The sequence below is a fragment of the Alloalcanivorax venustensis genome, assembly GCF_047495515.1.
Taxonomy (GTDB): domain Bacteria; phylum Pseudomonadota; class Gammaproteobacteria; order Pseudomonadales; family Alcanivoracaceae; genus Alloalcanivorax; species Alloalcanivorax venustensis.
The window spans coordinates 499,403-514,549 of the sequence record NZ_CP179934.1 but is presented as its reverse complement, the minus strand read 5'-3'; the positions used below and the strand labels follow the sequence as shown (position 1 = coordinate 514,549).

The window sequence follows — 15,147 nt, the reverse complement described above, 5'->3', positions numbered from 1 at the left end:
GATTCCTCGCCACGCCACCAGGGCGAATCGAAGTGAACGATAATTCCTAGCTTAGGTTTGGCGTGGTGATTTGTCTACGTTACCGCCGTGAGCGCTTGAAAAGGCAGGGGTTTTCGGTCTGAAAGGCGGGCGCTATGAAGGCTTGTCAGGGAAGTGTTGCGGAGCGAGGGGCGCGGCATCGCGGCCCCTCACGTCACTTTGGCGTTACTCGCCGAACGACTGGGTCAGCATCGCCAGGTCGTCCACATCGGCGCCCTGATCGGCGATCGGGTTTTCAACCGATTCGGAGGTCACTTCCCCCGCGGCGATCTCGCGCAGCGCCACCACGGTGGGCTTGTCGTTTTCCCAGGCCACGCGCGGCTCCTTGCCGCCGGTCTGCAGCTGGCGGGCGCGCCGGCTGGATACCAGAACCAGCTCAAAGCGGTTATCCAGGTTTTCCAGGCAGTCTTCTACGGTTACACGGGCCATGTCGATCTCCTATTGCGGGGGCGCGCACCTAGTGCGGCCCGCGATTCTACTGGGTTTCAGTACCGGACAACAAGTCGGCGAGCGTGGCCGCCTGGCGTACCGCCTGGCGGTCGGTGGTCAGACGGCGCGCTTCGACGATGGCGGCCAGCTCGTGCAGGGCCCGTTCGAAGTTGTCGTTGACCACCAGATAGTCGAACTCGCCGTAGTGGCTCATCTCTTCCCGGGCCCCGGCGAGGCGCTTCTCGATCACGTGGTCGTCGTCCGAGGCGCGGGTGCGCAGGCGCTGGGCCAGGGTCTTCAGGCACGGCGGCAGGATGAAGATGCTGGCCGCCTCCGGCAGCAGGTGGCGGATCTGGGCGGCGCCCTGCCAGTCGATCTCGAGAATCACGTCCTCGCCGCCGCGCAGCGTCTCCGCCACCCAGTCGGCGCTGGTGCCGTACAGGTTGCCGAACACCTCGGCGTGCTCCAGGAACCGGCCCTCTTCCACCATGCGCACGAAGGTCTCGCGGCTGGTGAAGTGGTAATTGACCCCTTCCACTTCGCCCTCCCGGCGCGGCCGGGTGGTGTGCGATACGGAGATACGCAGGCGGGGCAGCTTTTCCACCAGCGCCGCCACCAGGGAAGTTTTACCGGCGCCGGAGGGGGCCGACACAATATAGAGAGTGCCTTTGTCGGTCATACGCATGCGGTTCCTGTCTGCCGGGGTCTCACTGCCCGCGAAAACGGGCATTATAGGGGGAAGTCCGCGGCCCGTCATGGCCAAGCCCGAAGGAGACACCATGCAGGACAGCCCGATCACCGCCACCGTGGATTTCCACCGCGACGGTGTGCAACACGGTTTTCTCAAGCTGCCGCACTCCCACGACGACTCCGCCTGGGGCAGCCTGATGATTCCGATCACGGTGGCGCGCAACGGCGACGGCCCCACCGCCCTGCTCACCGGCGGCAACCACGGCGACGAGTACGAAGGCATCACCGCCCTGCTCAAGCTGGCCGGCCGCCTGCGCGCCGAGGACATCCGTGGGCGGGTGATCATCGTGCCGATGATGAACCACCCGGCGGTGCTTAACGGCACCCGCACCTCGCCGCTCGACAAGGGCAACCTGAACCGGGCGTTTCCGGGCAGCCCCACCGGCAGCCTCACCCAGCGCATCGCCGACTATTTCACCCGCTACCTGGTGCCGCTGTGCGATCTGGCGCTGGACATCCATTCCGGCGGCCGCACCCTGGATCTGTTGCCGTTCGCCGCCACCCACCGGCTGGCCGACGCCGACCTGGCGCGCCGCTGCCTGGAAGGCGCGCGCGCCTTCGGCGCCCCCAACACCCTGCTGATGGCGGAGCTGGAAGGCGACGCGCTCTACGACACCGTGGTGGAGGCCCAGGGCAAGGTGTTCATCAGCACCGAGCTGGGCGGCGGCGGCACCACCACGCCGGAGACCGTGGCGCTGGCGGAGCAGGGCGTGGACAACGTGTTGCGCTGGGCCGGTATTCTGCCCGGCGAGCCGCGAATGTCGCCTACCCGTATGCTGGAGATTCCCGACAGCGCCCACTACCTGCAGAGCGAACACGCCGGCTTGCTGGAATTCGCGGTCAACCTGGGGGCGCCGGTGAAAGCCGGCGCGGTGATGGCGCGGGTCTATTCCATGGAGCGCACCGGCGCCGAACCGGCGGAATACCGCGCCCCGGTGGATGGCCTGCTGATCGGCCGCCGTCACCCCGCCAAGGTGGCCATGGGCGACACCTTCGCGGTGCTGGCGGTGCCGTTGTAGTCAGGCACTGGCGGGGAGCAGCAGGCCCCGCAGTTCGGTGTCGTTGGTGATCAGTTCCGCCAGCGTGTAGCCGTCCAGCACCTGCAGAAACGCCTCCTGCGCCCGGCCCAGCACTTTTTTCAGGGTGCAGGCCGGGTCGATCGGGCAGGACGAATTCTCCCCGAAGCATTCGAGCAGCTTCAGATTCTCGGTCTGCCTGACCACCTCGCCCACCGAGATCCGTTCCGGATCGCCGGCCAGCACCAGGCCGCCGCCGCGCCCGCGCAGGCTCTTCACATAGCCCAGCCGCGTCAGTGTCTGCGCCACCTTGGCGATGTGGTTCGCCGAGATGCCGTAGCTCAGCGCGATTTCCTGCACCGTGGCCGGGGCCTTGTCGCGGGACAGCCCCAGATAGATCAGCAGACGCAGGGAGTAATCGGTGTGGGTCGTCAGTTGCATAAAGTCGTTGACCGCTTTTAAAGAGGTATATAGTATTCCTGTTTAAAAGAGGTATGTAAAACGCCTCTTTTAAGTCCGGAGCAACAGGAGACCTGGAATCATGCTGACCGCCGATCAACTCGCCGTTATCAAAGCCACCGTGCCGGTGCTGCAGGAACACGGGGAAACCCTCACCCGCCATTTCTACCAGCGCATGTTCGAGCACAATCCGGAAGTGCGCCCCTACTTCAATCCGGCGCATCAGCGGTCCGGGTCTCAGCAGCGCGCCCTGGCCGGTGCCATCTGTGCCTACGCCCAACACGTGGACAACCCGGCGGCGCTCACCGACGCGGTGGAGCTGATCGCGCAGAAGCATGTGTCGCTGGGGATTCGGCCGGAGCACTATCCGATCGTCGGCGAGAACCTGCTCGCCTCGATCAAGGAAGTGCTCGGCGACGCCGCCACCGATGACATCATCGACGCCTGGGCGGCCGCCTACGGCGCCCTGGCGGACATCTTCATCGGCCGGGAGGCGGACATTTACCAAGAGCAGAAGCAGCGGTTCGGCTGGCAGGGCTTCAAGCCGTTCGTGGTGGCGCGCCGCGAAGCGGAGAGTGACAACATCACCTCCTTCTACCTGCGGCCCGCCGACGGCGCCGCGCTGCAGCCGCACAAACCCGGCCAGTACATCACCCTGCGCGTGGACGTGCCCGGCGCCGGCCCGGTGATGCGCAACTACAGCCTGTCCAACGCGCCCGGCGACCAGCACTTCCGGATCAGCGTCAAGCGGGAAGCGGCGCCGGTGGACGGTGCCCCGGACGGGGTCTGCTCCAACCACCTGCACGCCAACCTCAAAGAGGGTGACCACGTGGAGTTGGCGCCGCCGGCCGGAGAGTTCGTGCTCGATACCCGGGAGCAGGAGGCGCCGGTGGTGCTGATCGCCGGCGGTGTCGGCATCACGCCGTTGCTGTCCATGCTGCACCAGTGCCTGGCGGCGTCGCCGGCCAGCCGTCCGGTGACGCTGATCCAGGGGGCGCTGAACAGCCGGGTGCATCCGTTCCGCGAGGAAGTGCGGGCGCTGGCCGCCGCGCACCCCAACCTGCAAGTGCATGTGCGCTACAGCGACCCGCTCGCCGGCGACGAACCGGGCCGGGGTTACCACAGCAACGGCCTGATCGATGAGGCGCTGCTCGACGCGCTCACCGTGGACGGCGCCCACTACTATCTGTGCGGGCCGGAACCCATGCTGCGCCACGTCCACGCGCTGCTAAGCCGGCGCGGCGTGCCGATGGACAGGGTTCACTATGAGTTCTTCGGACCGGCGGCGCTGGCGGCCTGAGTCATCACCTGAGCGAGCCGTTATCGGTATCTTTATACACTTTGAATACGATGCGGCTCAGCCATTTCATGGCCCCTTCATAGAGCAGTGGGCAAAAACGCTGGGCAAGCACGCCTAGGCGGATATCAAGGGACGTAAATATCCAGTAGCGATTCTTCTTAACCCCGGCAATAATCTTCTTTGCCGCGTGCTCGGGGGTTTTGGCGTGCCGCTGGAAGCGTCGCGTCAAGGCCTGTACATCGGGGTCATCCCGATCCACGCCGACAACATTGATAGTTTTCACCAAGCCGGTGTCCACTGCCCCGGGACAAACTAGGCTTACACCGATGCCGTGTTGGCGAAGGTCGAAGCGCAGCACTTCGCTGATGCCTCTCAAGCCGAACTTGCTGGCACTATAGGCGGCGTGCCAGGGCAAGCCGAACAGACCCGCGGCGGAGGACACATTGACCAGGTGACCGCCCCTGCCAGCCTTGATCATCGGTGGCAAAAACGCGTGGATGATATGAACCGGCCCTAATAAATTGACCTCGATGATCTGATTCCAATGCGTTAGCTCCAGATTCTCGATCGTACCCCAGGTCGAGATGCCCGCAATGTTCATTACCACGTCGACACAACCATGTTGCTTATGGATATCGTCGGCGAAGGCCTGCACCGCGTATGGATCGGAGACGTCAAGCGCCCGATGGAATAATACCCGTCCGCCCTTCTCCGTTAGCTCTTGCGTCACAGCGTCCAGTGACGGCCGGTTGATGTCGGTCAGGCACAGCCTGGCGCCTTCGTCTACGAGCAACTCCGCCGTTGCCCGGCCAATCCCGCTGGCGGCTCCGGTAACCAAGCAGAGCCTATTGCGCAGTGACTTCATGAAGATCTCCTATTTAAGGCGGGCATGATGCCATGCTGTCTGGCTGCTATCGGTAACCCATCGCGCCACAATAAGGGCCCAAAAGCGCCAAAGCGTCTTGTGTGACCGAAGGTGTGACATACTCGGCGATATCGTTAGGAGAATTGCCGTGGATGATAACGATAATTGGGTGGCGGCCCCCCACCTCCAGCATCTCGCCCGCACCGCACAGGCCAATGGTCTTGATGTCGAGCAATGGTTGCTCAGGCTGGGGCGGAAGAACCCGCCGATCGGCGCGGAGGCCACACTGCCGATCTCCATGCTCGAAGAACTCCTGGCACAGCTCGACGCGCGATTCCCGGGTTACCCGTTCGGGCTGGTGATGGCGGAGAGCACCCAGCCGGCCGCGTTTGGGGTTCTTGGCTACCTTAGCCAGAGCTGCACACGCTTCGCGGACGTTTTGGATTTGATCGTCCGCTATAATGGGCTGCTTAGTAGCTTCGGGCGCAGCAAGGTGGCCTACCTGCCAGGCCGGGTCCATGTTGCTTGGGAGTGCCTGGCGGGCACCCCTCTTTTTCGCAGGCATGCTTACGACTATGTCCTGGGTAGCTTCACGGTGCTTGCCCGTACCCTGTTGCAACCGGCCCCCGTGGTTCCCCTTGAAGTCAAATTTACTCACCCACCACCTGAAACGAAAGAGGCGCGGTCACGTCTCCAACAACTTTTCCAAAGCCCAATTTATTTTGATCAGCCACAAGCGGGCATCTGTTTTGACCGGACATTGATGGACCGGCCGCTTGGCCACGGTGACCCTGGCATTAAGACCGCGCTGGCGCAACACGCCGATGTTCTAATGCGACAGCGGCAACAAAACACGGCGTTACCGAAGACCGTCATGCGACTTGCACGTGCCATGTTTGTCGACAGTCCCCCTGGTTTGGACGATGTGGCGGAGCAGTTGGGCATCAGCGGCCGCACTCTGCATCGGAGACTGGATGCCCATAACGTTAAATTCCGGAGTCTAATCGACGAAATCCGTATGGAGAGGGCGCCTGACTTGATATTGGATAGCCGCCAGACACTGGAGGTAACAGCATTTCAGTTGGGCTTTCAGTCAAGGCAATCCCTTATCCGATGGTTCAAGAAGCGGACTGGTTTAACACCTGGAGAATATCGCCAGCGAGGAAATCACAACTTATGAAAGATGCAGACCTATTACGACCCGAGAGCGGCTGGGCGGGCCCTGATTACGTTCGCATTCCCGCCCCGCCGCGGCGGCAGCGGGCTCTGCTGCTGCGCAGTCTGTCAGGCGTGGCTCGACTTTTTGGCCGGCCGGAGCTGCCGCATATATTTCCGGTGTTGGGCATTAACGGTCGGCTTTTCTGGCCATGGCTGATTTTCGCCTCCCAGATGATGCCTTTCGGTCGGCTCCCCGCCACGGACAGGGAGAAAGTGATCCTGCGTGTGGCTTGGCACTGCAGAAGTCGCTATGAGTGGGGTCAACATGTGGAAATGGCGCTGAAAGTTGGTGTTAGCGATAATGAAATCATCGAGATCACGAAACCGTCCGGTGACATCCTGAACCAGGATGATCGACTGCTGGTGAAGGTATGCGATCAGCTGTGCCAGCAGCGTCCTATTGATGAAGACAACTGGCTTGCGCTGAACCAGAAGTATAACAAGAGGCAAGTAATCGAAATAATTATGCTTGTTGGCCATTATGTAATGGTCGCTGGCTTGTTGATTAACGCGGGTATCGAGCTGGAAACGGCCACCGAGAAGACGTTACAGGGCTTCTATGCGCGCCTGCCGAAGGGATAGGCGGATCCGGTGACCCTGGCTGTCCGGATTTGATCCTTCCAACAATGCGATGATTTGGCGTTACGCATATTTTCAACAGTTGCGAGGCGCCATGATGATCAGATCGCCCCATTTTTTGGTTATTATTTTTCTTTTCTTTTGTACGCCACTTTACTCCTTTCAGGTGTCTGATGGCGAGCGGGTAAACCAACAAATTATAGACTTCGATATCGTCTCCGATAACCTTGTGGATGCAACCACTGTAAGGGTGATGTTGCCTACCGGATATTCCAATACTGTTTCAGGATATCCGGTTATTTACCTGCTCCATGGTGGTGGCGGAACCCATGAAGACTGGACGGTATGGGGGGTGCAGGAAATTGTTGGCGACCGTGACGTAATCATCGTCCAGCCGTCGATGGGAAAAGGGAGCTGGTATGCTGATGCGGCCGTCCCTGGTATAGACGGCACCCCGAAGTGGGAGACTTTTTTCTTTGAAGAGCTTGTGCCCTGGGTAGATAGCACCTTTACAACCGACGCCCGCCGCGAGGGGCGCGCAGTGGTTGGCCTTTCGATGGGAGGCTATGGCGCGATGAGTTACGCGGCGAGGCACCCGGATCAATTCATCGCCGCCGCCGCATTCTCCGGTGCAGTCGACACCAGCAGAGAGTTGATTTCGAATTGGATCGGTGTTTCACCGGTTATTGACGCAAGAGTGCCTTACTCGATCTTTGGGATCTGGCCTCTCGATACGGAGGTCCGCCAAGCTCATAACCCCCTCAACCTGGCGCACAATCTGGCGGGGATGCATCTCTCTTTCTACTTCGGCAACGGAAACCGTGGGGTCCTCGATAATCAGAACGAGTACAACCCCGTCAATCTGTTCATGGGCTGGATTCAGGAAGCCGAGGTGCACCGAATGAATTTCGCCATGCATGATCGGCTCAACCAACTGGGAATAGTCCACCAGTTTCACCCCTATGGTGACGGCATGCATTCGCCGGGCTACTGGATTCGTAGTTTCCGGCAGGAATTACCAGAACTAATGCGTGTCTTCGATAATCCGCCGGAGCCTAGCAATAGGTTGGTGAACGGTGACTTCGAGACGGAAGGCGTTCTGGGAAATGCCGATAATAATGGTTGGCAGTGCCTGGGTCAGTGTGGCCTGGATCGAGGGCTGGAGCTAGAACACCAGGGCGTGAGCAATGGGTGGGTCCGCAACAGCAACACCGAATGGAACGAGCTGTACCAGGAGATCTCCGTCGCCAAGAAAACCGATTACCACCTGTCCGCCTGGATAAGAACATCCGGATCCAAGCTGACTCTTCTGGGGGTTCGTGGAATGGACGGGACTACGCTGGTGGATACGCCGATAAGTGCAAGCGCGGACTATGCGCTATATCAATTACCGTTTAACACGGGCGACCATAATGTTATACGTGTCTTTGCCGGATTGCAGCCTGGCGGTGATGATGCCTGGCTCCAGCTGGATGATGTGTTCCTGGCGGCGGGGCTTGCGCCGCCGGTAGCACCGGTGGTGCCGGATGAAGACCCCTTCGAGCCCTTCCCTAATGTTCCCCCTGAAGATGACACCAATGACGGCGCCCCCGCGAAAAACAGCGGCGGCTCCGCTCCGGTTGCTGGGTCCGGGGGCGGGTCGATACCCCTATCGGCCCTTCTGTTGGGGCTGGGTTTCGGTGTTTGGCGCACGATCTCGAGGAGTTTCAGCGGTCGCAGAACAGGTCGTGCAACACCTCGATAATGCGGGTCGCCCGGGTGCCCCGCAGGGAATAATAGATCGTCTGAGCGTCGCGGCGGGTCTGTACCAGATCGTCGCGGCGCAGTACCGCCAGGTGCTGGGAGACCACTGACTGGCTGCCCGCCACCCGGGCGTTGATCTCGCCCACCGTCATCTCGCCCTCCACCAGCATGCAGAGAATCAGCAGGCGCTTCTCGTGGGACAACGACTTGAGCAGGCGGGCGGCGTCGGCGGCGTGCTCGGCCATGGCTTCATCGGGCTTTGGGGGGCTGTTTTTAAGGCGTGTGTCGGTCATGGCATCGCTTCAATGATTTGACCTCAAAATAGCATTAGGAATATGTAATGTAAATTTCTCTATATTAGATTTGACTAATAAAAGGGCGCGGACTATAAAGAATTAAATGGATGTCACCCAGGAGGTTTTCATGGCAGCCGCGCAACGCCCCCAGGTTCGCTCCTTTCTTCACGAGCCCACCTCCACCTTTTCCTACGTGGTCTGGGACCCGGACACCCGCCGCGCCGCGGTGATCGATTCGGTGCTCGACTACGAAGCCGAGTCCGGACGGCTCAGCACCGATACCGCCGACGAACTGATCGGTTTCATCCGCGATCAGGGGCTGGAGGTGGAGTGGGTGCTGGAGACCCATGCCCACGCCGACCACCTGGCCGGCGGCGCCCATGTGCACCGGCAGCTGGGCGGCACCACCGGCATCGGTGTCGGCATTCGCCAGGTGCAGAAGCACTTCAAGGACGTCTACGGCTTCGAACGCGGCTTCCAGGCGGACGGCACGCCCTTCGAGCACCTGTTCGAGGATTTCGAAAGCTTCCGGGTGGGCAATATCGAGGCCCGTGCCATCCCCACGCCCGGGCACACCTCGGACCACCTGACGTATCAGATCGGCGACGCTATCTTCGTCGGCGACACCCTGTTCATGCCCGACGGCGGCACCGCCCGCTGCGACTTTCCCGGCGGCAGCGCCCATACCCTGTATCAGTCGATCCAGCGGTTGTTCGAGCTGCCCGACGACACCCGCCTGTTCGTGCTGCACGACTACCGGCCCGGCGGTCGCGACTACCGTTACGAAACCACCGTGGGTGACCAGAAGCGCGACAATATTCATGTCGGCGGCGGCCGCTCCGAGGACGACTTCGTCAAGCTGCGTACCGAGCGCGACGCCACCCTCGGCCTGCCCGATCTGATTATCCCCTCGGTGCAGATCAACGTCCGCGCCGGCCACACCCCGCCCGCCGACGACAACGGCCGGCGCTACATCAAGGTGCCCCTGAACCACCCGGAAGGGTTCTCCCAGACCGCGCACGACGAGGAGCTCCCGGTATGACCATCGTGAACTTCACCCCCTGGGCCGGCCTGATCGGCGGTCTGCTGATCGGCGCCAGCGCCTCGCTGCTGCTGTGGCTCAACGGGCGCATCGCCGGCATCAGCGGCATCGTCGCCGGCGCCACGGTGGAGCCGGGCGGCGACAGAGCCTGGCGCTGGCTGTTCCTGGCCGGCCTGCTCGGCGGCGCCGCCCTGGCGTTCTGGCTGGTGCCCGGCAGCCTGGCCTTCCAGTCGGACATGCCCTGGCCGGTATTCCTGGTGGCCGGCCTGATCGTCGGTTTCGGCACCCGGCTGGGCAGCGGCTGCACCAGCGGCCACGGCGTCTGCGGCCTGGCCCGGCTGTCGCCGCGCTCGCTGGCCTCGGTGGCCACCTTCATGGCCACCGGCATCCTCACCGTGTTCGTGATCCGGCATTTACTGGGAGTGGGCGCATGAAGAAGAATATCGCCGCGTTGATCGCCGGCCTGCTGTTCGGTCTCGGCCTGGCCATCTCGCAAATGACCAACCCGGCCAAGGTGCTCAACTTCCTGGACATCACCGGCACCTGGGACCCCACCCTGGCGTTCGTCATGGGCGGCGCCGTGCTGGTTACCCTGATCAGTTTCCGCTTTATCCTCAAACAGGACCGGCCGCTGTTCGAAGGCCAGTTCCATTTGCCCACCCGCAGCGATATCGATGGCCGCCTGCTCGGCGGCGCGGCCCTGTTCGGCATCGGCTGGGGGCTGGCCGGCTACTGCCCCGGCCCGGGCATCGCCGCGCTGGTGATGGGGCTGTGGGAGCCGGTGTTGTTCGTGGTGGGTTTGCTGGTGGGGATGTGGGGGTTCCGGCGATTGCCGGCGTAGGGCCGCCGGCGATCACTCGATATTCTGAATCTGCTCCCTCATCTGCTCGATCAACACCTTCAATTCCACCGCCGCGGCGGTTGTCTCGGCGTCCACGGACTTTGACGCCAGGGTGTTCGCTTCGCGGTTGAGTTCCTGCATCAGAAAGTCCAGACGGCGGCCCACCTGGCCGCCTTTTTCCACCACCCGGCGCACTTCGGCCACGTGGGTTTCCAGGCGGTCCAGTTCTTCGTCCACGTCCATTTTCTGGGCGGCCAGCACCAGTTCCTGTTCCAGGCGCTCCGGGTCGGGGTTTTCCACTGCCTCCTGGACACGCTGGCGCAGGCGGTCGCGCAGGGCCTCGCGGATCGCGGGCAGGGCCTGGCGGATACGGACCACCTGCTCGCCGACGCCGTCCAGGCGCTCGCGCACCATGCGCGCCAGCTGCTCGCCTTCGCGGTCGCGGGTGGCGATCAGGGCGTCCAGGGCTTCGTCCAGGGCGGCCAGGGCTTCCGCGTGCAGGGTGTCGGCGTCCACTTCGCGGGTGGAGAGCACGCCGGGGAAGCGCAGGATTTCCAGCGGGTTCACCTGGCCGGCGTGGCGCACCAGGTCGTCGACGCGGCGGGCCGCCTCGGCGAGGTGCTTGACCAGGGTTTCGTTGAGTTCCAGTTCCGCTTCGCCTTCTTCGGTCTGGTAGCGCAGGGTTACGTCCACCTTGCCGCGGCCCAGCCGCTGGCGACAGCGTTCGCGCACGTCGTTCTCCAGGGCGCGCAGGCCCTCGGGCAGGCGCGGGCCCACTTCCAGGTAGCGGTGGTTCACCGAGCGGATTTCCCAGGCCAGGCTGGCGCCGGTGAGGTGGCGGTCGGCTCGGGCGAAGGCGGTCATGCTACGAATCATGGGCGTCCCTGGGGTGGTGGGTGAGTGCGGCGAAGTGGGGCTTAGTGTAGCGGGTCAAGCGACTGGAAGCATTCACCGGCGCCCCGCCTCGCGTTGATGGGCGGGGGTTCGCTACAATGGCGGGCCATTCGATCCCGAATCAAGGAGTTTTCATGCGCCCTTCCGGCCGCCAGCTCGACCAGATGCGCGACGTATCCTTCGTACGCGATTTCACCATGCACGCTGAAGGCAGCGTGCTGGTGTCCTTCGGCAATACCAAGGTGTTGTGCACCGCGTCCGTGGAGGATGGCGTGCCGCGTTTCCTCAAGGGCAAGGGCCAGGGCTGGATCACCGCCGAGTACGGCATGCTGCCCCGCTCCACCCATACCCGCTCCGGCCGCGAGGCGGCGCGCGGCAAGCAGGGCGGCCGCACCCTGGAAATCCAGCGGCTGATCGGGCGCTCCCTGCGCGCCGCCGTGGACCTGAAGAAGCTGGGTGAGCACACCATCTATCTGGATTGCGACGTGATCCAGGCGGACGGCGGCACCCGCACCGCGTCGATCTCCGGGGCCTGCGTGGCGCTGGTGGACGCCTTCACCACGCTGCTGGAGCGCAAGCGCATCAAGGAAGACCCCCTCAACGGTCTGATTGCCTCGGTGTCGGTGGGGATTTATAAGGGAGAACCGGTGCTGGATCTGGATTATCCCGAAGATTCCAACGCCGACACGGACATGAACGTGGTAATGACCCAGCATGGTGGCTTCGTGGAGATTCAGGGCACCGCCGAGGGCGACGAGCCGTTCACCCGTCAGCAGTCCGATCAGTTGCTGGGCCTGGCCGAGAAAGGCATTGGTGAAATCGTCCGCAAGCAGCAGGAGGTGCTGGGCTGGTAAGCCCGGTGGGGAACAGAATGAAAAACTACAAGAAGCACTTTTTGCGCTTCGCCGAGGAGCGCCAGGCGCTGAAGTTCGGGGAGTTCACCCTGAAATCCGGGCGCATCAGCCCGTACTTTTTTAACGCCGGCACCTTTTACACCGGCGAGGCGCTGGCCCGGCTGGGCCGCTACTACGCCGACGCCATCGTCGAGTCGGGCATTGAGTTCGACATGCTGTTCGGCCCGGCCTACAAGGGCATTCCGCTGGTGGCGGCGGTGTCCGTGGCGCTCGCCGAGCACCACGGCCGGGACCTGCCCTGGGCGTTCAACCGCAAGGAAGCCAAGGACCACGGCGAAGGCGGCTGGCTGGTGGGCGCGCCGCTGGAGGGCCGCGCCCTGGTGATCGACGACGTGATCACCGCCGGCACCGCGATCCGCGAGGTGGCGGAGCTGTTCGAGCGCACCGAGGCGAGCATCGCCGGGGTGTTCGTGGCGGTGGACCGCCAGGAGCGCGGTCGTGGCGAGCTGTCGGCGATCCAGGAAGTGCAGGAGAGCCTGGGCGTGCCGGTGCGCAGCATTGTCTCCATGTCGGACATCATCGTCTGGCTGGAAGAGCAGGAAGGGCGCGATGCGGATCGCGTGGCGCTCAAGCAGTATCGCAAGCGCTACGGCGTGGAGGGGTAACCGTGAGGTGGCTGCCGTGGGGGCTGGTGTTGGCGTTGTTGGCGCTGCCGGTGCTGACGCCGGCGGCGCCCAAGCAGAATGAGCCCGCCGGTGAGGTGATGTACCGCTATACCAAGCCGGACGGCACCCTGGCGGTGAGCGCCACGCTCAACGAGCAGGCCATCCACGCCGGCTACCAGGTGCTCGACCATAACGGCCGCGTGCTGCGCCGCGAGCCGCCGGCGCCCCCGGAAGAGCAGGCGCGCCGCCGCCAGGCGATGGCGGCCGAGCAGCAGGCGCAACGGCAGGCCGAGCGGGACAAGGAGCTGGAGCGGCTCTACGCCGGGCCCGAGGACGCGGTGCGTGCCCGCGAGCGCCAGATCGAAGCGCTTGAGTTGCGCATCAGCTACGCCACCAACACCCTGGCGCAGCTGGAAGAGAAACGCGACCAGGAGGTCAGCCTGGCCGCCCGCGCCGAGCGCGCCGGCCGGCCGGTGCCGGAGGGCACCCGCCAGGCCATCGAAGAGTACCAGCGCCGCATGGCCCATGTGCGCCAGGAAATCGCCGGCTATGAGAAGGACAAGCAGGCGGTGCGCGAGCAGTACGCGCCGATTATTGAGCGGTTGGAGGAGCTGGCGGGCTCTTAATCGCGGAACACCGTGGGGGCGAGCAGCGCCCATTGCTCGGGCCAGTCCTGGCCGGGGCGGATCCTGAAACCGGAACGGACGAACTGGGCGATGCGCCCTTCCACCACCGCCAGCAGCAGGTTGGCGGTGATGGTGGGCGTGGCCGCGGTGCGCTTGCCTTCCTTGAACTCGGCGTCACGGACCACTTGCTTGAGCTGGCTTTCCACCCGGTCGTAGAACTGCTGGATGCGCCGGTGCAGGCGCTCGTTCTCGCCGGTGAGGGCGTCGCCGGTGAGCAACCGGGTGATGCCCGGGTTGCGCTCGGTGAACGCCAGGATCAGCGTGAGAATCTGCTCCACCTGGGTGAGCGCGTCCCCTTCGCCGGTGATGCGGTTAATTCGTGAGAAGATCGCCTCTTCGATGAAGTCGATGAGCCCCTCGAACATCTTTGCCTTGCTCGGAAAATGCCGATACAGCGCGGCTTCGGACACCCCCACTTCCCGGGCCAGGCCGGCGGTGGTGATCCGCCCGCCGGGTTCCGCTTCCAGCATGTGCGCCAGGGCCTGCAGGATTTGCTCCTTTCTGGACGGAGTCTGTTCTGTCATGCGTTGTTCCCGTTTTAGGCGTTTTTAGTTTTTGCTGATCAATGCTTACTGATCAGAGTACCGACCCCCTTGTCGGTAAGAATCTCCAGCAACACCGCGTGGGCCACCCGGCCATCGATGATGTGCGAGGTGTGCACGCCGTTCTCCACCGCTTCCAGGGCGCAGCGGATCTTCGGCAGCATGCCGCCGTGGATGGTGCCGTCCTTGATCAGCGCGTTGACCCGGTCCGCCGTGAGGCCGGTGAGCACGCGGCCTTCCTTGTCCTTGAGGCCGGCCACGTTGGTGAGCAGGATCAGCTTTTCGGCGCGCAGCACTTCCGCCACCTTGCCCGCCACCAGGTCGGCGTTGATGTTGTAGCTGGTGCCGTCCTCATCGACGCCGATCGGCGCGATCACCGGAATGAAGTCGCTGCCGCCGAGCAGGTCGAGCACCTTGGTGTCGATGCCCTGCACCTCGCCCACATGGCCGATGTCGATGATTTCCGAAGCCTGCAGCTCCGGGTCGTCGGCGTCCAGGTTCTTGAGCAGCATCTTGCGCGCCTTGATCAGGCGGCCGTCCTTGCCGGTCAGGCCCACCGCCTGGCCGCCGTTGTGCTGGATCAGGTTGACGATGTCCTTGTTGACCAGGCCGCCGAGCACCATTTGCACCACGTCCATGGTTTCCCGGTCGGTGACGCGCATGCCCTGGACGAACTTGCTCTCCTTGCCGAGCCGGTTAAGCAGATCGGCGATCTGCGGGCCGCCGCCGTGGACGATCACCGGGTTGATGCCGACCTGCTTCATCATCACCACGTCGCGGGCGAAGCTGTTCTTCAGCTCGTCGTTTTCCATGGCGTTGCCGCCGTATTTGATCACCACGGTGGTGCCGGCGAAGCGCTGAATATAAGGCAGCGCTTCAATCAGAACGCGGGCGGTTTCCTGGGCGCTCTTGGTGTCCATGTCTGCTTT

The 15,147-nt window shown here is 63.3% G+C and carries 19 protein-coding genes; 11 read left to right on the top strand and 8 right to left on the bottom strand.

What is annotated here, in order from left to right; translation table 11 throughout:
* Positions 1 to 204: 204 nt before the first annotated feature.
* Together rpoZ and gmk are read right to left on the bottom strand one after the other, a co-directional pair.
* Positions 205 to 468: a DNA-directed RNA polymerase subunit omega gene (gene rpoZ / locus ACMG4O_RS02495; protein ID WP_142947848.1), complete on the bottom strand. Its 264-nt coding sequence runs from the start codon at positions 466 to 468 to the stop codon at positions 205 to 207.
* A 46-nt stretch (positions 469 to 514) separates the two neighbouring features.
* Complete coding sequence (gene gmk, locus ACMG4O_RS02490; RefSeq protein WP_142948012.1) at positions 515 to 1,147, bottom strand: guanylate kinase; 633 nt, start codon at positions 1,145 to 1,147, stop codon at positions 515 to 517.
* A gap of 100 nt (positions 1,148 to 1,247) precedes the next feature.
* Here gmk and doeB point away from each other — a divergent pair, with 100 nt between their 5' ends.
* Complete coding sequence (doeB, locus tag ACMG4O_RS02485) at positions 1,248 to 2,237, top strand: N(2)-acetyl-L-2,4-diaminobutanoate deacetylase DoeB (RefSeq protein WP_414434373.1); 990 nt, start codon at positions 1,248 to 1,250, stop codon at positions 2,235 to 2,237.
* Here the strand turns inward: doeB and ACMG4O_RS02480 are convergent, their stop codons facing one another.
* A complete protein-coding gene (locus tag ACMG4O_RS02480) occupies positions 2,238 to 2,675 on the bottom strand; it encodes an RrF2 family transcriptional regulator (protein WP_142947846.1) in 438 nt (145 codons plus the stop codon).
* Positions 2,676 to 2,775: 100 nt separating this feature from the next.
* Here ACMG4O_RS02480 and hmpA point away from each other — a divergent pair, with 100 nt between their 5' ends.
* Positions 2,776 to 3,993, top strand: coding sequence for an NO-inducible flavohemoprotein (gene hmpA / locus ACMG4O_RS02475; RefSeq protein WP_414434372.1), 1,218 nt, complete (start codon positions 2,776 to 2,778; stop codon positions 3,991 to 3,993).
* 4 nt (positions 3,994 to 3,997) lie between these two features.
* On the opposite strand, the gene ACMG4O_RS02470 is transcribed toward hmpA, so the two are convergent.
* Positions 3,998 to 4,858 (bottom strand): SDR family oxidoreductase, encoded by an 861-nt coding sequence (locus ACMG4O_RS02470; RefSeq protein WP_228548057.1) that lies wholly within the window; start codon positions 4,856 to 4,858, stop codon positions 3,998 to 4,000.
* 148 nt (positions 4,859 to 5,006) lie between these two features.
* Here ACMG4O_RS02470 and ACMG4O_RS02465 point away from each other — a divergent pair, with 148 nt between their 5' ends.
* From ACMG4O_RS02465 to ACMG4O_RS02455, 3 genes are all read left to right on the top strand, one after another.
* Positions 5,007 to 6,038 carry an AraC family transcriptional regulator ligand-binding domain-containing protein gene (locus ACMG4O_RS02465; protein WP_414434371.1) on the top strand — a complete coding sequence of 344 codons (1,032 nt, stop codon included), beginning with the start codon at positions 5,007 to 5,009 and terminating at the stop codon, positions 6,036 to 6,038.
* On the top strand, positions 6,035 to 6,658 hold the full coding sequence (locus tag ACMG4O_RS02460; protein ID WP_142947842.1) for a carboxymuconolactone decarboxylase family protein: 624 nt from the start codon (positions 6,035 to 6,037) through the stop codon (positions 6,656 to 6,658). Before ACMG4O_RS02465 ends, ACMG4O_RS02460 begins: the two co-directional genes overlap by 4 nt.
* 91 nt (positions 6,659 to 6,749) lie before the next feature.
* Positions 6,750 to 8,399 (top strand): alpha/beta hydrolase, encoded by a 1,650-nt coding sequence (locus ACMG4O_RS02455; RefSeq protein ID WP_370201945.1) that lies wholly within the window; start codon positions 6,750 to 6,752, stop codon positions 8,397 to 8,399.
* Here the strand turns inward: ACMG4O_RS02455 and ACMG4O_RS02450 are convergent.
* Complete coding sequence (locus ACMG4O_RS02450; protein WP_414434370.1) at positions 8,362 to 8,643, bottom strand: ArsR/SmtB family transcription factor; 282 nt, start codon at positions 8,641 to 8,643, stop codon at positions 8,362 to 8,364. The genes ACMG4O_RS02455 and ACMG4O_RS02450 overlap by 38 nt on opposite strands.
* A 178-nt stretch (positions 8,644 to 8,821) precedes the next feature.
* On the opposite strand from ACMG4O_RS02450, the gene ACMG4O_RS02445 reads away from it, so the two are divergent.
* From ACMG4O_RS02445 to ACMG4O_RS02435, 3 genes are read left to right on the top strand one after another with little or no spacing between them, the layout of a single operon-like run.
* A complete protein-coding gene (locus ACMG4O_RS02445) occupies positions 8,822 to 9,736 on the top strand; it encodes an MBL fold metallo-hydrolase (protein ID WP_370201943.1) in 915 nt (304 codons plus the stop codon).
* The gene (locus tag ACMG4O_RS02440) at positions 9,733 to 10,170 is read left to right on the top strand and encodes a YeeE/YedE family protein (protein WP_185956864.1); all 438 of its coding nucleotides are present in this window, start codon (positions 9,733 to 9,735) and stop codon (positions 10,168 to 10,170) included. The genes ACMG4O_RS02445 and ACMG4O_RS02440 overlap by 4 nt, the downstream gene beginning before the upstream one ends.
* Positions 10,167 to 10,577: a DUF6691 family protein gene (locus tag ACMG4O_RS02435; protein ID WP_414434369.1), complete on the top strand. Its 411-nt coding sequence runs from the start codon at positions 10,167 to 10,169 to the stop codon at positions 10,575 to 10,577. Before ACMG4O_RS02440 ends, ACMG4O_RS02435 begins: the two co-directional genes overlap by 4 nt.
* A gap of 12 nt (positions 10,578 to 10,589) precedes the next feature.
* Here ACMG4O_RS02435 and ACMG4O_RS02430 read toward each other — a convergent pair whose 3' ends face one another.
* Complete coding sequence (locus ACMG4O_RS02430) at positions 10,590 to 11,453, bottom strand: YicC/YloC family endoribonuclease (RefSeq protein WP_414434368.1); 864 nt, start codon at positions 11,451 to 11,453, stop codon at positions 10,590 to 10,592.
* Between the two features lie 152 nt (positions 11,454 to 11,605).
* Here ACMG4O_RS02430 and rph point away from each other — a divergent pair, with 152 nt between their 5' ends.
* From rph to ACMG4O_RS02415, 3 genes are read left to right on the top strand one after another with little or no spacing between them, the layout of a single operon-like run.
* On the top strand, positions 11,606 to 12,325 hold the full coding sequence (gene rph, locus ACMG4O_RS02425; RefSeq protein ID WP_142947816.1) for a ribonuclease PH: 720 nt from the start codon (positions 11,606 to 11,608) through the stop codon (positions 12,323 to 12,325).
* A 17-nt stretch (positions 12,326 to 12,342) separates the two neighbouring features.
* Positions 12,343 to 12,990, top strand: coding sequence for an orotate phosphoribosyltransferase (pyrE, locus tag ACMG4O_RS02420; RefSeq protein WP_370203802.1), 648 nt, complete (start codon positions 12,343 to 12,345; stop codon positions 12,988 to 12,990).
* Between the two features lie 2 nt (positions 12,991 to 12,992).
* Entirely contained in the window at positions 12,993 to 13,616 is a 624-nt protein-coding gene (locus ACMG4O_RS02415; RefSeq protein ID WP_142947814.1) for a hypothetical protein, read from the top strand.
* Here ACMG4O_RS02415 and slmA read toward each other — a convergent pair.
* A complete protein-coding gene (gene slmA, locus ACMG4O_RS02410) occupies positions 13,613 to 14,200 on the bottom strand; it encodes a nucleoid occlusion factor SlmA (RefSeq protein ID WP_142947813.1) in 588 nt (195 codons plus the stop codon). The two genes, ACMG4O_RS02415 and slmA, sit on opposite strands and share 4 nt — an antisense overlap.
* A gap of 38 nt (positions 14,201 to 14,238) precedes the next feature.
* Entirely contained in the window at positions 14,239 to 15,138 is a 900-nt protein-coding gene (gene argB, locus ACMG4O_RS02405; RefSeq protein ID WP_142947812.1) for an acetylglutamate kinase, read from the bottom strand.
* Positions 15,139 to 15,147 lie beyond the last annotated feature (9 nt).

Coding starts and splice junctions, on each gene's coding strand:
- rph (WP_142947816.1), top strand. CDS start 11,606: ATGCGCCCTTCCGGCCGCCAGCTCGACCAGATGCGCGACGTATCCTTC.
- gmk (WP_142948012.1), bottom strand. CDS start 1,147: ATGACCGACAAAGGCACTCTCTATATTGTGTCGGCCCCCTCCGGCGCC.
- rpoZ (WP_142947848.1), bottom strand. CDS start 468: ATGGCCCGTGTAACCGTAGAAGACTGCCTGGAAAACCTGGATAACCGC.
- pyrE (WP_370203802.1), top strand. CDS start 12,343: ATGAAAAACTACAAGAAGCACTTTTTGCGCTTCGCCGAGGAGCGCCAG.
- argB (WP_142947812.1), bottom strand. CDS start 15,138: ATGGACACCAAGAGCGCCCAGGAAACCGCCCGCGTTCTGATTGAAGCG.
- ACMG4O_RS02470 (WP_228548057.1), bottom strand. CDS start 4,858: ATGAAGTCACTGCGCAATAGGCTCTGCTTGGTTACCGGAGCCGCCAGC.
- ACMG4O_RS02480 (WP_142947846.1), bottom strand. CDS start 2,675: ATGCAACTGACGACCCACACCGATTACTCCCTGCGTCTGCTGATCTAT.
- ACMG4O_RS02455 (WP_370201945.1), top strand. CDS start 6,750: ATGATGATCAGATCGCCCCATTTTTTGGTTATTATTTTTCTTTTCTTT.
- ACMG4O_RS02460 (WP_142947842.1), top strand. CDS start 6,035: ATGAAAGATGCAGACCTATTACGACCCGAGAGCGGCTGGGCGGGCCCT.
- ACMG4O_RS02440 (WP_185956864.1), top strand. CDS start 9,733: ATGACCATCGTGAACTTCACCCCCTGGGCCGGCCTGATCGGCGGTCTG.
- ACMG4O_RS02445 (WP_370201943.1), top strand. CDS start 8,822: ATGGCAGCCGCGCAACGCCCCCAGGTTCGCTCCTTTCTTCACGAGCCC.
- ACMG4O_RS02435 (WP_414434369.1), top strand. CDS start 10,167: ATGAAGAAGAATATCGCCGCGTTGATCGCCGGCCTGCTGTTCGGTCTC.
- hmpA (WP_414434372.1), top strand. CDS start 2,776: ATGCTGACCGCCGATCAACTCGCCGTTATCAAAGCCACCGTGCCGGTG.
- slmA (WP_142947813.1), bottom strand. CDS start 14,200: ATGACAGAACAGACTCCGTCCAGAAAGGAGCAAATCCTGCAGGCCCTG.
- ACMG4O_RS02450 (WP_414434370.1), bottom strand. CDS start 8,643: ATGGCCGAGCACGCCGCCGACGCCGCCCGCCTGCTCAAGTCGTTGTCC.
- ACMG4O_RS02430 (WP_414434368.1), bottom strand. CDS start 11,453: ATGATTCGTAGCATGACCGCCTTCGCCCGAGCCGACCGCCACCTCACC.
- doeB (WP_414434373.1), top strand. CDS start 1,248: ATGCAGGACAGCCCGATCACCGCCACCGTGGATTTCCACCGCGACGGT.